Origin of the sequence: Flavobacterium sp., assembly GCF_041392085.1 — a bacterium.
Lineage (GTDB): Bacteria > Bacteroidota > Bacteroidia > Flavobacteriales > Flavobacteriaceae > Flavobacterium.
In genome coordinates this window covers 125,610-141,409 of sequence record NZ_JAWKMW010000010.1, presented here as the reverse complement: position 1 = coordinate 141,409, position 15,800 = coordinate 125,610, and the positions used below count along the sequence as shown (strand labels likewise).

Below are 15,800 nucleotides of genomic sequence, written 5' to 3'. Positions count from 1 at the left end.
AAAGCTTAAATTGCTTTTTTAAGCGTTTTAAAGAATTTTTCTTCTAAATCGGCAATATGCAAAAGTTCTTTTGAAAGACTATTATAAACATCGGTTTGACTACTTCTGTTTTTATAAACCCGGGAAGCGTTCACCGCAAAATCTCTCCACAAATCACCAATTAAAGTCATTTCTTTAGACAATTCAAAGAGTTTATCGTTCTTTAAAACGGTAGCCGCTTCTTGCAAAAAAGCAGCATAAATAAAACGAAAACCTCCTCCTCCGGTACCAATTTCTTCTTGCATACGAACCATTTGTGCAAGATAATGATTGGCAACTTTATTGCCTTTTTTGTGAGCCCATTTCGGAATGTTTTTAGCTACTGTTCTGATCCCTTTTACACCTACAATCGGCACTGGTGCCAGCATTTCACGACATGTGTTTTTGATTCCTTTTTTTATTGCTCCCTCCCAATCAATATCTTTTGGAATATAAACAGGATAATACATTTGTCCTTTCGGAGCAAGAGCTCCTTTTGCAAAGCGTACTTTTTCAAGTTCTGATTCAGTTAATGTTGTAACGTTTTCCATTACAGGATCACTTATCAAAAATTGATTTTGTGTTTTGCCATATACTACCAGATTGTGAGCATTAAAGTGAAAACGATATTCGTCTGGAAAATAGGTTAAATGATAAACCCCAACCTGCAAACCGGTTGGAATATTTTTTTTTAAATTTTCTTCCAAAGCCAACTGGGCACTTTTTTTGTTGGAAAATTTTACCCGTTTTACTTTAATTCCGAGTCTTTTTGCTGCTCGATTAAAAATAAATCCCGGCATTGGTCTGTAACTGATTGCCGGAGCATGATTTACCCGTAAAAGGGGGAGATAGAAAAATAAAATTCCCGAACCAATACCAAAAACCATTGGTTCACTTATATTGATTCCTTGGTGCTTTAGAAGATTAGAAGCTACTCCATTTTCACAATGAGCAGATTGGTGATGAACAAAATTAGTTTTCATTACTCTCCTTTAAAATTTTTAAGTTCTTCAACCGAAATTTCAAAAGCCTCGGCATATTTCAACAATATTCTGTTGCTCAATCGTTTAAAAACAGAAGGTTTCCCATGTCTTTTTACTCTCCATATCCACATATCCACATAAGAAGAGAGAATTATCCAATCCATTTTATGTAATTCCATATAATAAACTATAGGACTAACTTTTCCTTTCTTAACATCTTCCTTTGCTTGCTCGATACGTTCATTTATATCTTCAAGAGAATTTTGTAAAGCTATTGTCTTAGGCTCCCATCCTGTACTTAGAGCAGTTGTATAGTTTCCTTTTTCATCCGTAGCATAACACAACTCTTTGATATTATTTTTAGACAAATTGCCTTTATCTTGTGGTACTTCTTCCTTTTTCATCAATTCGTTTTTTGGATAAACAAGTTCAATTCAGCTTCAAAAAGTAGAGTATTATTAGAATGTGTTGTACATTTCATGCTACATATCTTATATTCTTCTGCATCAAATCTAGAAATAAGTGTAGCTTTAGTTTGAATCGTATTTCCGACAGAAGGCAATAAAAAAACCTGCAGTTTTTTGATACCGCTAATAAATCCAACCACACGAACATTTTCTTTTTCATTGTGTGAGTCATCATCAATAAAGTATGATTTTGCTACAATAGAAGAGCATGTTTGAGCCGCATTTTCAATTAAACCAATTTCTGCAAAAATTTTATTTTCCACAAAGAGATTGTCCTCTTTGATATGAAAAACAGTACTTACTTCATTTTCAGAAAATGCAGTGATATAATCTACCATTAACATGGGTTCTCGGTGCGGTAGAAAATGTTGTATCTCGATTACTTTTTCTAAAGGTTGCATGATTAATTTGCTAAAACCGTTTTCATTTGTCCTTTGGCAATCTCTATACCATTTAATTTGGATGAAATATCCACCAAAGTCACTCCCATAAATTCTTGAAGAACAGTTACGGTTGTTTCGATTGCTTCATTTAGGTTAGGCAATTGATTTATCTCAATACTTTTGATAGAACCAATATAGCCAACCGGAGCAGGCTGTTGCTTTAAATAAAACTGATAGCCTGTGTACAGGGCTACCGATTGAGCCATGTGCTCTATGAGTCCGGATTCTTGAAAAATTGAATTTTTTACAAAAATATTATTTTCAGGAACTGTCAAACCAACAACAATTTCGTTTTCTCTAAAATCGATTAACTTATCTACCATGACAAACGGAAACTTCTGCGGAATTAAATTTTCCACAAAATCTCTATCTAAAATTGGTAAAATTACATCTTTCACTTAGCAAACAGTTAAAAAGGCATACGCATACGAAAAACGACCACTTTCAGGAACAGATAATAATAATTTATCCCCTTTCTTTAATTTTCCGGAATTCATTATTTCTTCAACCATCAAATAAATAGATGCTGAACCAACATTTCCCACATTTTTTAAATTCATAAACCATTTTTCCATTGGGACTTCTATTCCTTTTTCGGCTAAAGATTTTGCTAATTTATCAACAAAATAATGAGAAGAAACATGTGGCAGAAAATAAGTAATCTCATCAGATTTTATTCCATTTTTGTCCAAAGCAGCTTTCATACTTTCAGCCCCTTTCTCTAATATGTATTTGTCTAACAATTTAACATCCTGTTTGATTGCAAATATAGATTGTTCCAACCATTCGTTCGAATGAAAATCACTCCAAGGTTTAATTTCACCATTATCTAATTTTTCACCACCGGCATACATACAAGCTTCTAGTTCATGAGCATATGAAAACGATTCCATCCACTCAATTTTTAGGGGATTTTCACCCTTAGGTTCATTTTGCAATAAAAAGGCTGCTGCTCCGTCGGACAACATCCAACGAAGAAAATCTTTTTTGAAAGCCAAAATAGGATGCTCTTCAATGCTTTGCTCATGACTAATTTCGGCTTCGTATTTATCTGCAAGTAACCAAGTAGAAACTCTTTCGGATCCTGTACATACAGCATTTTTTGAATTTCCTGATTTTACAGAAAGGTAACCAAACTTTAATGAATTCATACCGGCATTACAAACACCTGAAGATGAATTTAATTCAACCGATTTGTTTTTCATCAAACCATGAACCATTGCTGCATGAGAAGGCAACAAATTATCAGGAGTTGAAGTGCCACATGATAGAACTTCAATATCAGTAGCCTTAAAGGTATTATCGTATAATGTCTCAATAGCCAAGTTAGTTAACTCTGCATTAGTATGCGTTGGTGAACTATTTTCATCTAAAGCGTAATATCTTGATACAATTCCATTCTTACGGAGTATTATTTTTCTTGCTTTAGAAGCAGAATTATTAATTAATCCCAAAAACGATTCCATTTCATCATTAGAAACCGCTTTGTTGGGTAAAAATTTTCCAGATTTTGTTATGTAAACGTCAAACATATAGCTTAGTTGTCAAATCAAACCTCTTTAAAGTAGGTTTTTTCTTTCTTTATTTGGTTATTTTTAAAAGGAATTGAAAAAAGGTGCAATATATACACAATTGGGGAAATTATCCATATCGCTACGAACAAATATAGATTAAAGAATTTTAACCACGTTGGTCTTGAGTCTGTTTTTTTAATGATAAAATTTGCCCATTTTGAAAACATTTTATTCGCTTTTTTATCCATCTCAACTAAAAAAGGTCTTATCTCTATGGCATTATGAGCAATCAACTCTGCTTGAAGTGCATCAAATTGATTATTTTTCAAGTGCTTTGTTATAATCTTACCAAAACGAGAAGAGGTAAAAATTTCTTCGTCTGAAACGCCGGGTTTAGGAAAAATGCCTAGATATTTAGATTTCTTCCCTGTAAACATCCAATGCACAATGGTAATTACACTTATATGATTAATATGTCTATCCACTAAAGCGATATTTCCCACTAGGGTAGCATTACTATTTTTTATCATTTTTTTCATTTTTTCTTGTGCCATGACCCACATATTTCTTGCACCAATTACTGTAACCACAGGCTTATTGTTTAAAATTTGCTGCCCAAATTCGCTTTTTAAGAAAGAATTGATAGGTATTGATGGTGTTAAATACCAAACCTGGTAAGCGAGTATAACCAGATCATATTTTTTTTCTAAAATTTCTTGCGAAGGTTTTTTTATTGGAGCAGGAATCTGTAAAAAAGATTCTGGAAACACATCAAAAAAATCTGATTTTGGCCAAGGAAACGGAAATGGTTTCTCCATTTCAATGTTGTAATAGGTGACCGAAATCTCCTTGTCTTCCAAAAGAGGTTGGGCTATTTTTTGGGCTATTTTTTCTAATTGCCCTGATTGAGTGTAATAGATTACAATAACGTTTTTCATTCTTTCCTTATTCCATTCGTCAGTTTTTAAAGATATTAAAAATTAAATCTAAACTTTATTAAATTTTCACTTCTTTAAAATTTCTTTTTTTGTCTTCTCTTTTAGTCTTAATAAAATCGTTCCAATTATCTGGATCTTCGGCATCAAAAATACTTATTTTCTGAGATTTATCATCTACTAGAAAATCTGTAGACTTACAATTTAATATTTTGGCTGCTACTTCTAAACCCGAATAACTTGCACCGGTTATACCATGTGACAATGTACTTGCTCCGCAAAGATAGAGACTGTCAAATTCTGTCTTATTTTTATAGGCAAAAGGACCAATTTGTTTTAGTGACTTTTCTGTACCATACACATTTCCTCGAGTACTATTAATATAAAATTGATTTGTTTTAGGGGTTCCTAATTCAGCTTGAACAATATGTTTCCTCACTGACGGAATTATTGTTTCTAAGGTGTTTAAAAACTTCTCAATGATTTTCTTTTTGAATAATTCATATTCAGGAGTATGATAATCTTCTTGATCAAATTGTTTAAAACTGTCAAAATCTACATAGGTTACGATTTCAAAATTGTGGTATTTACCATTAAAACTTACCGGATCTTTTAGCGTAGTACAACTGATAAAGAGAGCGGGAAACTCATCACCTTCTGTAATATTTTCTTTGGTTAGTTCATCAAAATGTCCGTCGATATTCTCATCTTTAAATTTCCAAATATTCCCTGAATCTATACCAAACTGGGTTACATCTATATCAACCGTTAAAAACAATATTAAAGACGTGACGGAGTACTTTGTTTTATCTAACTTATTAATTAATTTTTTACTACATTTATCTTTCCCTATTAACTTTAAGAAAGTTGTATTTGGGTCGGCGTTTGAGATTATATTTTTAGCATAAATTCTTTTACCGTCAGCCATTTCAACACCAATTGCTTTTTTATTTTCGAGTATAATTTTAGCAACTTTTTGTTGTGTTTTGACAATACCTCCAAAACTTTTAATTTTAGTTGTCATTGCTTTAACAATTCCGCCGCCGCCGCCCATGGGGTAAAATCCACCCTCAAAATAATGATTCATTACTGAACAATGTACCGGAAAACAAGCTTTTTCTGGCGGAAGCCCGTGATCACCACATTGTGCATTCAAAATTGCTTTAACGAGAGGATCTTTAATATGCCAACCAACAACCCGTTTAAGAGAAAACAAAGCAAACTTACCAAAATGTTTTGTTCGAAAAGGGACAGTTAATTTTTGCCAAAGTCCTTCTAATTTTGGAATTAATTGTAGTTCGTAATTTACTTTCTCTATTAAAGAGAGGTATTCTCGAATGTTTTTTGCTTCGTGAGGAAATTGAGAAGCGAGTTTGTTTTTTAAATTTTCAATTCCGGCCGGATAATCAAATCGATGATTACTAATATGACAATGATCATACCCATTACTATTCATCCTAAAAAAAATCAAGTCATTGGCTATACCCAAACTTCGATAAAGCAGATTGGTTGACTGTCCTTCACCTAATAAACCGATGTAGTGAACTCCTGGACTAAAACGCTGTCCGTTTAGGGTAAAACTATGACACCATCCACCGGGAACATCATGTTGTTCTAAAACCAAAACTTTTTGACCGGCTCTGGCTAAACAAAGAGCAGTGGTTAAACCTCCGGCACCAGAACCTATAATGATTGAGTCAAATTCTTCCATAGTTTGTTTTTTGGTTAGCTAAATAGAATTTGATTAGCTATCATTAATTAATTACCTTCTTATATCATCCCAAAAGTCAAAATAATTGAACCATTGTAACGGGTATTTTTTTAGCATTGATTCTACACTTTCAATGTAGGTTTTTAATAGTCCTTTTTCGTCTCGGTATGTTGCATGAGCTTCTCTTGCAAATAAATGGTAATGTAAATTCTTTTCTTTCATCACATAAACAAAAACAACAGGCACTTTCAATCTAGATGCGATTAAAAAAGGTCCTGCAGGAAAATTTGCTTTTTTTCCAAGAATAGTTTCCGTTAAACATTTTGTTCCTTGAAAGTAACGATCTCCGGTAAAACAAATTAATTCATTTTTTGCTAAAGCATTATTAATATCAAAGATATGCGACATATCTTCTTTGACAAAAATAAATTTAATGGAAGATTTCTGAGCTATACTATCCAAATAATCTTTAATTACGGTATGCTCTAAGTCAGTGGTCACTAAATTGATTTGACAATCTAAGTCGATATCAGCAAAAAAATGTTCTGCGATTTCAAAATTACCGATGTGAGCACTGATAAGTACTCCACCTTTTTTTTGGGCAAGAAGGTTTTTTAGTACATCAATACCATCAAATTCGTAGGTAAATCGATTCCTAAGACCAACAGAAATGGCAGTCTTGTCTATGATTGTTTGTCCAAAAGTGAAATAACTTTTAAAAATAGCTACTTTGGCTTGAATATTAGAATACCCTAATCTTTTTTTAAAGTAATACGCGATAGCTTGATTACTTTTTTTAAGAAATAAAAAATAGTAGGAAGCTACAAAGTAAAGCACAAAATAGGATGCTTTAATTCCCAACTTCTTTATGCAGAAAACAAAAATTTTATAACCTAGTAGTGTTCCTCTTGACTTTCCGTCCCACTTGCTCATGACGGTTATACTTTTTCTTTTACTTTAATCTTATTTTCGATTAAATCGTAAAAATCTTGAAATGTAGCAATCCCCACAAAGTCTGCTTCACCTAATTTAACACCAAAGTTAGATTCAATTGTTACAACTAAATCTACATAATCCAAACTATCTAATCCAAGTGTGTCTTTCAAATTTGCTTCAGAAGAAATAGTATCTCCATCCACCTCAAACTCCTCTACCAAGAAACCGTTAATAGTTTCAATAATGTCTGCTTTATTCATCTTTAAAATTATGCTTTTTAACTACTAATGCTGAATTTGTTCCTCCGAAACCAAAGGAATTCGACAAAAATATATTAATTTTTGTATTTATTGTACTTTTCACAATATTTAATTTTGCAGAATCTTCATCAGGGTTTTCAAAATTGATATTAGGAGCAATAAAAGAGTGTTGCATCATAAGTAATGAATAAATTACCTCACTAGCACCTGCCATCCAACATTCGTGTCCTGTCATCGATTTTGTTGAACTGACCGGCGTATTATTTTTACCAAAAATTTCAAAAATAGCCTTGGCTTCATTAGCATCGCCAACCGGCGTTGAAGTGGCATGAGCATTAATATAATCAATTTGATCCGGAGTAACATTTGCTTGTTCCATTGCCCTCTTCATTGCTGTAGAAGGACCATCTACGTTTGGCGTTGAAATATGCCCCCCGTTGGATGAAAATCCATAACCGATTACTTCGGCAATAATAGGAGCTCCTCTTTTAATTGCAGATTCATAGCTTTCAAGAATTAATGTAGCTCCACCACCACTTGGCACTAAACCATCTCGAGCAGCATCAAATGGTCTAGATGCTCTGCTTGGATTTGCTTCATCCACGGAAAAAACACCTAATCCGTCAAAACTGGACATGGCATATTTATTAATTTCCTGTGCACCGCCACAAATAATTGTGTCTTGTAAACCACTTTTTATCAGGTGGTATCCTAATCCAATGGAATGAGAACCACTTGCACAAGCAGCACTAACGGTTAAATTAATGCCTCTTAATCTAAAAATAGTAGACAGATTCATTGTCACGGTTGAATTCATAGACTTAAAGATAGCACCGGAGCCTATTAGTGTAGTATCTTTCTTTTCGCGAATAATATCGGTAGCTTCAATGATTGCCATGGAAACGCTATCATTACCATATAAAATTCCTACCTCATTTGTATCAAAAAAGCTATCATCAATATTGGCATTTCGTAAGGCTTCAATGGTAGCCATATAGGCATATTCGGTTTCTTCACCAATACTGATTCGCTGTCTGCGGCTGAGTAAAGCTTTCAAATCAGGTCTGGGTACTATTCCGGTTAAAGCAGAACGAAATCCAAACTCTTTTCTCTCTTGGTCATAAACAATTCCTGATTTGCCTTCGTAAAGTGATTGTCTCACTTCTTCTAACGAAGTTCCAATGCAGGAATAAATTCCCATGCCGGTAATAACTACTCTTTTATCCATTGCATTCCTAAGTGTTAAGAATATATCCCCCCGTTGATATTAATTACTTCTCCTGTTATATAACTTGCTTTTTTAGAAACTAAAAAACTGACTAAATCAGCCACCTCTTCGGCTTCACCAAATCGATTAGCCGGAACCAATTTTACTAATTCCCTTTCATCAAGTGAACTGGTCATGTCGGTGCGAATGAATCCCGGAGCCACTGCATTCACGGTAATGTTTCGTTTGGCTACTTCTTGAGCCAATGCTTTAGTGGCTGCCACAATTGCACCTTTTGCTGCAGAATAATTGGCTTGACCCGCAGTTCCTTTAACTCCAGAAACCGAAGCCATATTGACTATTCGGCCATATTTATTGCGAAGCATTTTTTGAATAAAGAAATTTGTAACGTTAAAAAAGCCATTCAAACTGGTATTCACCACATTGCTCCAATCGTCATGAGTCATCCACATAAAAAGACCATCTTTAGTAATACCTGCGTTATTTACGATAACCTCAACAATTGCGTCAGGATTATTTTCTTGCCAAGTCGTCAAAGCAATTTTTACTTCATCTGCATCGGACACATTAAATTGTACAAGCTCTCCTGTTGCACCTTTATTTATTACCTCTTGAAGCGTTCTCTCGGCTGCCTCTTTGTTACTTTGGTAATTAATGAGGATGTGGTAATCACTTTCTTCGGCTAATTTTTGACAAATAGCACTTCCAATTCCTCTTGACCCCCCCGTTACTAATGCACACTTCATATTGTTTCGTTTATTCTATTTTTATTTTTGAAAAAGTTCGGCGTTATCAAAATATTGATTCCCTAAGATTGTTCCATCCGGTTTTAAAAAACACCATTTTTTATTTGCTTTAACTCTTGCTAAACCATTTACAAATCCTTTGTCTTCATCTCTAAAGATACCGAATCCAACTGCTGTAATTTGGTAGTTTGTAGGAATTACTAACTTTCCGTTCACATCGATAAAACCCCAATCTTTAGACTTAACCGGAGCTAATCCTTCGGCAGAAAAAACTTCAACATCATCATAAATAGGTTGCACAACATACTCTCCTTTTGTATTAATAAAGCCCCATTTTTTTCCATCATAAGCAGGAGCTAATGACTTTGAAAAAGCCCTTACTTTATCAAATTTAGGTTCGATAACCCAATTACCATTCATATCAATAAAGCCCATTTTTTTATTTTTACGGGCATATGTAATATCTTCAGCGTAAAAATCCCATATTTTATCAGCTCCATCCACTTGTTTAAATGTATTTGCTTTTATGAGTCCAAATGCTTCACCTTTTCTACCCCACGTTGTGTTTTTGTAATAATTCCCAATTTCGTCATACTCTGCATTAACAACTTCTTTTCCAGATTTATCAATGATTCCCCATTTGTCATTATTTTTTACACGAGCATAGTTTCCTTCAAAATCTTTGATAACTTGGTATTTAGGTTGTAAAATAATATCTCCTTTGGTGTTTATTAAACCGATTTTGTCTCCTTGACGGATGAAAGCCAATCCATCTTCAAAATCGTATAATTTTTCGGAAGCCGGCATTTGTATTTCTTTGCCAGTTTTATCAATATAAAACCATCTTTTATCCTTTTCGACCAAACAAATACCACTGTCGAAGTATTTTGTTTTGGTAAAAGTTGCCGGAATCACCCAATCTCCTTTCATATTAATAAACCCCCAATTTCCATTATCTAATGCTGCCGCTAAACCATCAGAAAAATTTTTAGCGTCTTTAAAATTTGGCAGGATAGCATACTCCCCATTTTTAGAAATATAGCCAAATTTGTCTCCTTGCTTAACCAATGCAAGTTCTTGAGCTGTAATGACCTGAACAAACAAAATCATTAAAAAAGTAACTTTTTTCATTTTAACAAGTATTTAGTTCGTATTAATTTATATTGACATCAAATAATCTTTTACATTTTGAACATACGGGTACATCACTTCATCTTCTTTGAATTTTGGTACAATAGTACGCACATCATCATATAATTTTTTTGTTACTGACGAAACTTTGCTTCCATAACCCAACGCATCAATTGCTTGAACAATGGTAATGGTTTCTATGGCCAATACTTCAAATGCATTTTCAATCACTTTTCCGGTAATTACAGCCGCATTGGTTCCCATACTCACAATATCTTGATTATCATTGTTATTTGGGATACTATGCACGTACATTGGGTTAGACAGCATCTGGTTTTCTGCTGTGGTTGATGTAGCAGTGAATTGTACCCCTTGCATACCAAAATTAAACCCTAAGGTACCTAAATTTACAAAAGGAGGCAAAATTTCGTTTAATTTTGAATTCAAAAGATAATTTAATTGTCTTTCAGACAACATGGTTAATTTGGTAATTACAAGCTTTAGCTTATCCATTTCGAGTGAAATGTAGTCGCCATGAAAATTACCTCCATGATAAACGTGTTTGTTTTTTACATCAACAATAGGGTTATCGTTGGCCGAATTAATTTCTTTTTCTAAAACAGAAGCTACCGATTTTACTGTATCTAAAACCGGGCCTAAAATTTGGGGTACACATCGTAAGGAATAGTATTCTTGTACTTTTTCTTTAAAAACATCCTCCGTGTTTTCACCGGAATACAGATGATCTTCTCTTTTCCGGACGAGTTGGCTATCGTTTAAGTTGGTTCGCATCATTTTGGCGATTTCATTTTGCCCAAAATGATGTTTTGTTTCATTCAATTCAGCTGATAAATGATCGTCATAAGCAGAAACAATTTCATTAATAGCACACGAACATTTAACAGCCCAATCAATTAGTTTTTCTGCATAAAACACATTTACAACACCAACACCCGTCATTACTGAAGTTCCATTCATTAAAGCTAATCCCTCTCTGATTTCAACTTGAATGGGTTGAAGATTTTCAATTTTAAAAACCGCTTGGGTTGCCATTCTTTCTCCTTTGTAAAAAACTTCACCTTCACCAATCAAAACTAAAGCTAAATGAGCTAATTGTACTAAATCGCCACTTGCCCCTACTCCTCCATGTTCAAAAATCAAAGGAGTTATATCACGATTAATAAACTCTTTCATCAAATGAATTACAGAGGGGTGCACACCTGAATTACCTAATGAAAGCGTATTTAATCGGGCTAAAATTGCAGATTTAACAACATAAGGATTTAAAGGTTTACCGGTTCCCGAAGAGTGGCTTCTTATCAAATTGTATTGCAACTGAATTTGGTCTTCTTTTTTAATTCTGTATTGAGCCATTGGACCAAATCCGGTATTGACACCATAAATTACTTTGTTTTGAGCAAACTCTTTTAGAAAACTATAACTTTCTTTTACTCTCTCTAAAACCTTTTCACTAACTTCGGCTTTATCATTTTTAAAAACGATGGATACAAATTGTTCCAAGTCTAAATACTCACCAATGACACTCATTATAGTTTCTTTAATTTACAATTTTTTAAGATTTTATTTTTAATTTAATGGGAATGTAATTACATTTGAGCGACAAATATACTATATTCTAAAATAGAAAAAAAAGAAATAATGACAACAGAATCAGTAGACGTTTTGATAATTGGTGCAGGACCATCGGGATGTGTTTCAGCAGCATATCTATTTAATAATGGTGTTTCCGTTAAAGTTGTTGAAAAAACGAAATTCCCAAGATTGGTCGTTGGTGAAAGTTTAATTCCAAGAGTAATGGATCATTTTGATGAAGTTGGTTTGTTTCCCGCTTTAGACGCCATGAATTTTGAAAAAAAACTTGGAGCTCGATTTATTCGTGGTGAAGAAATTTGTGTTTTTAATTTTAGTGATAAATATTCAGAAGGTTGGGATTGGACATGGCAAGTTCCAAGAGCGGATTTCGATAATACATTGGCTCAAGAAGTCATTAAAAAAGGAGTTGATTTAGAGTTTGAAAGTGAAGTAATCTCTGTGTCTTTTGAAGGTAAAAATTCAACTACCGTTATTAAAGATAAAGACGGTAATTTAAAAGAAATCAAAGCAAAATTCATTATTGACTCTAGTGGTTACGGAAGGGTTTTACCAAGACTTTTAGACCTGGATACTCCCTCAAAATTAGATCCGCATTCTTCCATATTTACCCATGTGAAAGATGTGAATCGTCCTGAGGGCGAAGAAGGCACCTTAATTTCGTTTGATATTTTGGAAACTGAAGTTTGGCTTTGGGTGATTCCGTTTTCGAACGGCAACACAAGTCTTGGTGTAGTTGGACCGACTTCATTTATTAATTCCCTTTCCGACAAAAATAATGCAGACGCCTTACGAAATGCCATTCAACTTTCTGACTATTACATTAAACGATTTGGTGATGTTGATTTTATGTTTGAACCCATAAAATTGGAAAATTACTCTCGTTCGGTAAAAAAAATGTATGGCGATGGATTTGCATTAACCGGAAACAGTTCAGAGTTTTTAGATCCTGTTTTTTCTTCGGGAGTTGCTTTTGCTACTGAATCTGGAATTTTAGCCGCCAAATTAATTCACAAAGAATTTAAAGGTGAAACCGTAGATTGGGAAGCCGAATTTACAGGATACATGAAAAGTGGAATTGGCGTATTTACTACATATGTGAAAGAATGGTATACCGGAAATTTACAAACTTTATTCTTTCACCAACCGGAAAATCCGGATGTTAAAAGAAAAATTTGTGCTGTTTTAGCCGGATATGTTTGGGACGAAACCAATCCGTTTGTTAAAAAGCATGATAATGTAATCAAAAATATGGCACATATGCTTAAAATGGAGAAGGAAGTTTAAAATATTATTAAGCATACTAAATAAAAAAGCCGTTGAAATTAAATTCCAACGGCTTTTCTAATTTAGAAAATTAACTGATAACTTTTCTTATATCTTTTTAAGTATCATTTTGGCAACTGATTTTCCGGTTTTAGCAAAACCTTCACCAATACGGCTTTCGTTGCTAAAGTTGCTTCCCCATTGATCACCGGGAGCTTCTTTGCTGGATAATTCAAGTAAAACATTTGATTTGTTGTTGGTTTCAACAAGTTTTATCAAAGTGGTTACTTTAGCCGGTTTTTTCATCATCGCCACATCCCACCCCGGATAAATCCAAACCGCTTCAACAATTAAAGTATATTTTGCAGAAGTTAGACCTTCTTGAAAAGATAAATCCTTTTTGTCTTTAGAAAGCACCACATTAATTAACTCCAAAAATTTTGGCTTCCAAATCAATTCTTTACTTGACTCCCATTTTTTCTTCCAAATATCACCAACTCCTTTGTTTTTCTCATTTAATTCATTAGCACGTTCTTCCATATATTGTGCCTCTGTTTTTTCTTCCTTCATTAATGTTAATTTGGAAAAGTCAAACTCTACATTAACTTCTTTTTGTCCTTTCAATGTTCCAAAATCCCCTTTAATAACTTTCATGCTTTGAGCATTTAACATGGTTGAAACAAAGATTACAACTACGATAATAATTTTTTTCATTTTGTTTATAGTTTAATTTATGATTAGTATAGTAAAATTATACATTTTAATGGTTAATAAAATATTATGTTTTAAAAAACTTAATAAAAATATTCATTGTTCTTAGAATACAAAAATTTCGTGAAGTATAGTTTATAATTTAATTTTTAGATTAATAATAAATTAATTCATTTCTACTTTAATCATGACATCTTCTTTATTCTTTTTATATGCTTCAAACATAAAAGCATTTTCAGACACTTTGAAAACTCTATTTGTTGAAAATTGATGTAATTTAAAATCTTCAACTTCCCTAGCATTTAAAATAGACCCTTTGGTCAACGTTCCATCATTATCATTTATTTTAACAGAAGTTAAATAACCACCTTGTCCATCAGTATGTCTTTCTGGAGCTTTATCAGCTGCAATTTCAATATTTTTCACATTATCTAAAAACACTAAGTAATGGTTATTATTGGCAAAGAAATATTTATATGACATACCACTCTTTCCTCTACTACCATATTGATTTTTTGGTACTTTTTTCATCCAATCAAGCCCTCCGTTTTTATTTATTTTAGCGGCAAATATATCTTGATAAAAATACTTATAATAGGTATTGCCTTTTGAGTTTGTGTAAGCAATAACAAAATCTTGTTCTCCAATTAAAACAACATTCCCTTCTTTGTCTACATTAAGATTTTTAAGTTTAAGGTCTTTAAATTTCGCTTCTTCACCTTTTTCTTCTTTTTTCTCATTCTTTTTTACTGTCTTTTTGCTTTCAAACATATTCAAAAGTTCCAATGGAATATCATGATAAACTTCATCATAAATCCCCCCAGTATTATTTATTTTAAAACTCATAATACCATCTGAGTCATTTCTTTCTCCCTTACCATTACTATAAAATCCACCGCAAACTAAGAAGTTATTTGGTGTATCAAAAATCCAAAGTTTATTAATGAATTTTTCTTTGTTTTCAAATTTAGTAATATCAATTTTAGAAGTTCCTGCTTTTACAAAAAACAATTCTAAATGATAATTTGCTTCCTCATCTTTCTTTTTCTTTTTATCCTTGTTACTATCATCATGAAAGACTTTTGTGAGCAAGTATAAATTCCCATTATTATCAAGATGATAATCTAAATTATCCATCCTTCTTTCTGTATAAGGCATTTTTAACTCATTTCCGGAAGTTTTAGTTAAATTTTCATCAAAAGCCATCAATCCAATTACATCATAACTATTAACGTCTCTTTTAACCTCTGGTTTCTTTCTGTATTTAATCAAGATATTTTTTTTATCGTGAGATAGTAAAAAAGGAAATTTGTCTTGTACAGAAAAGCCCATTGATGTTCCTGTGACTTTTCCTTTTACGTCAAATAACATTTTTGAAGAACCTACAAATTCTCCTTTTTCAAAATCGATTTCATTATAAAATAACTGTTCCTTTTCATTATCATCATCCCATGAGGAATAGAAAAAATAAAATTTATTGTTAATTTCAAGTATATCTTCAACTACAAAATTCTTAGGGAATTTCTTTTCATATAATTCTTCTTTTGTAAAGGAGGGTTTATCAGTATTAAATTTTTGAATCAGTACCTCATCTTTGTGTATTTTAACTGTCATAGCCTGATTATCTTTTGCAAAATAAAATTTATTTGCTGCATCAAAAACTTTATAAGGCTGACTAACTTTATATGAATAATCTGCGGAAAGTTTCTTTTGTGAATAACTCAACATAGAGACTGCAATACAAAAAACTAGCAATATTTTTTTCATTAATAATGATTTACCTGATTATTTAATTGAATTGTTAAAAATTTAATTGCATAAATACATTTTTTAGTTGAAT

General features: G+C 32.7%; 16 protein-coding genes. 1 reads left to right on the top strand and 15 read right to left on the bottom strand.

Features of this window, described 5'->3' with window-relative positions; genetic code table 11:
- Nucleotides 1-5: 5 nt before the first annotated feature.
- Genes R2782_RS10180 through hutH form a run of 13 tightly spaced genes read right to left on the bottom strand, consistent with a single transcriptional unit; the run spans nucleotide 6 to nucleotide 11,920 of the window.
- On the bottom strand, nucleotides 6-1,001 hold the full coding sequence (locus tag R2782_RS10180) for a BtrH N-terminal domain-containing protein (RefSeq protein WP_371268131.1): 996 nt from the start codon (nucleotides 999-1,001) through the stop codon (nucleotides 6-8).
- Nucleotides 1,001-1,405, bottom strand: a complete 405-nt coding sequence (locus R2782_RS10175) for a hypothetical protein (protein ID WP_371268172.1) — start codon at nucleotides 1,403-1,405, stop codon at nucleotides 1,001-1,003. Before R2782_RS10175 ends, R2782_RS10180 begins: the two co-directional genes overlap by 1 nt.
- A complete protein-coding gene (locus R2782_RS10170; protein ID WP_371268130.1) occupies nucleotides 1,405-1,869 on the bottom strand; it encodes an ABC transporter permease in 465 nt (154 codons plus the stop codon). Before R2782_RS10170 ends, R2782_RS10175 begins: the two co-directional genes overlap by 1 nt.
- Before the next feature lie 2 nt (nucleotides 1,870-1,871).
- Nucleotides 1,872-2,309: a hypothetical protein gene (locus tag R2782_RS10165; protein ID WP_371268128.1), complete on the bottom strand. Its 438-nt coding sequence runs from the start codon at nucleotides 2,307-2,309 to the stop codon at nucleotides 1,872-1,874.
- A complete protein-coding gene (locus R2782_RS10160) occupies nucleotides 2,310-3,443 on the bottom strand; it encodes a beta-ketoacyl-ACP synthase III (protein ID WP_371268127.1) in 1,134 nt (377 codons plus the stop codon).
- Nucleotides 3,444-3,460: 17 nt separating this feature from the next.
- Complete coding sequence (locus R2782_RS10155; protein WP_371268126.1) at nucleotides 3,461-4,363, bottom strand: flavodoxin family protein; 903 nt, start codon at nucleotides 4,361-4,363, stop codon at nucleotides 3,461-3,463.
- Nucleotides 4,364-4,421: 58 nt separating this feature from the next.
- Nucleotides 4,422-6,071: a phytoene desaturase family protein gene (locus tag R2782_RS10150; protein WP_371268125.1), complete on the bottom strand. Its 1,650-nt coding sequence runs from the start codon at nucleotides 6,069-6,071 to the stop codon at nucleotides 4,422-4,424.
- 51 nt (nucleotides 6,072-6,122) lie between these two features.
- A complete protein-coding gene (locus R2782_RS10145) occupies nucleotides 6,123-7,004 on the bottom strand; it encodes a lipid A biosynthesis acyltransferase (RefSeq protein WP_371268124.1) in 882 nt (293 codons plus the stop codon).
- Between the two features lie 5 nt (nucleotides 7,005-7,009).
- Nucleotides 7,010-7,267 (bottom strand): acyl carrier protein, encoded by a 258-nt coding sequence (locus R2782_RS10140; protein WP_371268123.1) that lies wholly within the window; start codon nucleotides 7,265-7,267, stop codon nucleotides 7,010-7,012.
- Entirely contained in the window at nucleotides 7,260-8,495 is a 1,236-nt protein-coding gene (locus R2782_RS10135; RefSeq protein WP_371268122.1) for a beta-ketoacyl synthase, read from the bottom strand. The genes R2782_RS10140 and R2782_RS10135 overlap by 8 nt, the downstream gene beginning before the upstream one ends.
- Before the next feature lie 14 nt (nucleotides 8,496-8,509).
- Complete coding sequence (fabG, locus tag R2782_RS10130; protein ID WP_371268121.1) at nucleotides 8,510-9,241, bottom strand: 3-oxoacyl-ACP reductase FabG; 732 nt, start codon at nucleotides 9,239-9,241, stop codon at nucleotides 8,510-8,512.
- A 21-nt stretch (nucleotides 9,242-9,262) separates the two neighbouring features.
- Nucleotides 9,263-10,372, bottom strand: a complete 1,110-nt coding sequence (locus R2782_RS10125; RefSeq protein WP_371268120.1) for a WG repeat-containing protein — start codon at nucleotides 10,370-10,372, stop codon at nucleotides 9,263-9,265.
- Nucleotides 10,373-10,399: 27 nt separating this feature from the next.
- Nucleotides 10,400-11,920 (bottom strand): histidine ammonia-lyase, encoded by a 1,521-nt coding sequence (gene hutH / locus R2782_RS10120; protein WP_371268119.1) that lies wholly within the window; start codon nucleotides 11,918-11,920, stop codon nucleotides 10,400-10,402.
- Between the two features lie 111 nt (nucleotides 11,921-12,031).
- Between hutH and R2782_RS10115 the strand changes: the two genes are divergently transcribed.
- Complete coding sequence (locus R2782_RS10115; RefSeq protein WP_371268118.1) at nucleotides 12,032-13,270, top strand: NAD(P)/FAD-dependent oxidoreductase; 1,239 nt, start codon at nucleotides 12,032-12,034, stop codon at nucleotides 13,268-13,270.
- An 87-nt stretch (nucleotides 13,271-13,357) separates the two neighbouring features.
- On the opposite strand, the gene R2782_RS10110 is transcribed toward R2782_RS10115, so the two are convergent.
- Together R2782_RS10110 and R2782_RS10105 are read right to left on the bottom strand one after the other, a co-directional pair.
- Complete coding sequence (locus R2782_RS10110; RefSeq protein ID WP_371268117.1) at nucleotides 13,358-13,963, bottom strand: hypothetical protein; 606 nt, start codon at nucleotides 13,961-13,963, stop codon at nucleotides 13,358-13,360.
- A gap of 162 nt (nucleotides 13,964-14,125) precedes the next feature.
- On the bottom strand, nucleotides 14,126-15,727 hold the full coding sequence (locus tag R2782_RS10105; protein ID WP_371268116.1) for a hypothetical protein: 1,602 nt from the start codon (nucleotides 15,725-15,727) through the stop codon (nucleotides 14,126-14,128).
- Nucleotides 15,728-15,800: the final 73 nt, after the last annotated feature.

Coding starts and splice junctions, on each gene's coding strand:
- R2782_RS10170 (WP_371268130.1), bottom strand. CDS start 1,869: ATGCAACCTTTAGAAAAAGTAATCGAGATACAACATTTTCTACCGCAC.
- R2782_RS10160 (WP_371268127.1), bottom strand. CDS start 3,443: ATGTTTGACGTTTACATAACAAAATCTGGAAAATTTTTACCCAACAAA.
- R2782_RS10150 (WP_371268125.1), bottom strand. CDS start 6,071: ATGGAAGAATTTGACTCAATCATTATAGGTTCTGGTGCCGGAGGTTTA.
- R2782_RS10180 (WP_371268131.1), bottom strand. CDS start 1,001: ATGAAAACTAATTTTGTTCATCACCAATCTGCTCATTGTGAAAATGGA.
- R2782_RS10125 (WP_371268120.1), bottom strand. CDS start 10,372: ATGAAAAAAGTTACTTTTTTAATGATTTTGTTTGTTCAGGTCATTACA.
- R2782_RS10135 (WP_371268122.1), bottom strand. CDS start 8,495: ATGGATAAAAGAGTAGTTATTACCGGCATGGGAATTTATTCCTGCATT.
- R2782_RS10105 (WP_371268116.1), bottom strand. CDS start 15,727: ATGAAAAAAATATTGCTAGTTTTTTGTATTGCAGTCTCTATGTTGAGT.
- hutH (WP_371268119.1), bottom strand. CDS start 11,920: ATGAGTGTCATTGGTGAGTATTTAGACTTGGAACAATTTGTATCCATC.
- R2782_RS10155 (WP_371268126.1), bottom strand. CDS start 4,363: ATGAAAAACGTTATTGTAATCTATTACACTCAATCAGGGCAATTAGAA.
- R2782_RS10145 (WP_371268124.1), bottom strand. CDS start 7,004: ATGAGCAAGTGGGACGGAAAGTCAAGAGGAACACTACTAGGTTATAAA.
- R2782_RS10140 (WP_371268123.1), bottom strand. CDS start 7,267: ATGAATAAAGCAGACATTATTGAAACTATTAACGGTTTCTTGGTAGAG.
- R2782_RS10110 (WP_371268117.1), bottom strand. CDS start 13,963: ATGAAAAAAATTATTATCGTAGTTGTAATCTTTGTTTCAACCATGTTA.
- fabG (WP_371268121.1), bottom strand. CDS start 9,241: ATGAAGTGTGCATTAGTAACGGGGGGGTCAAGAGGAATTGGAAGTGCT.
- R2782_RS10115 (WP_371268118.1), top strand. CDS start 12,032: ATGACAACAGAATCAGTAGACGTTTTGATAATTGGTGCAGGACCATCG.
- R2782_RS10175 (WP_371268172.1), bottom strand. CDS start 1,405: ATGAAAAAGGAAGAAGTACCACAAGATAAAGGCAATTTGTCTAAAAAT.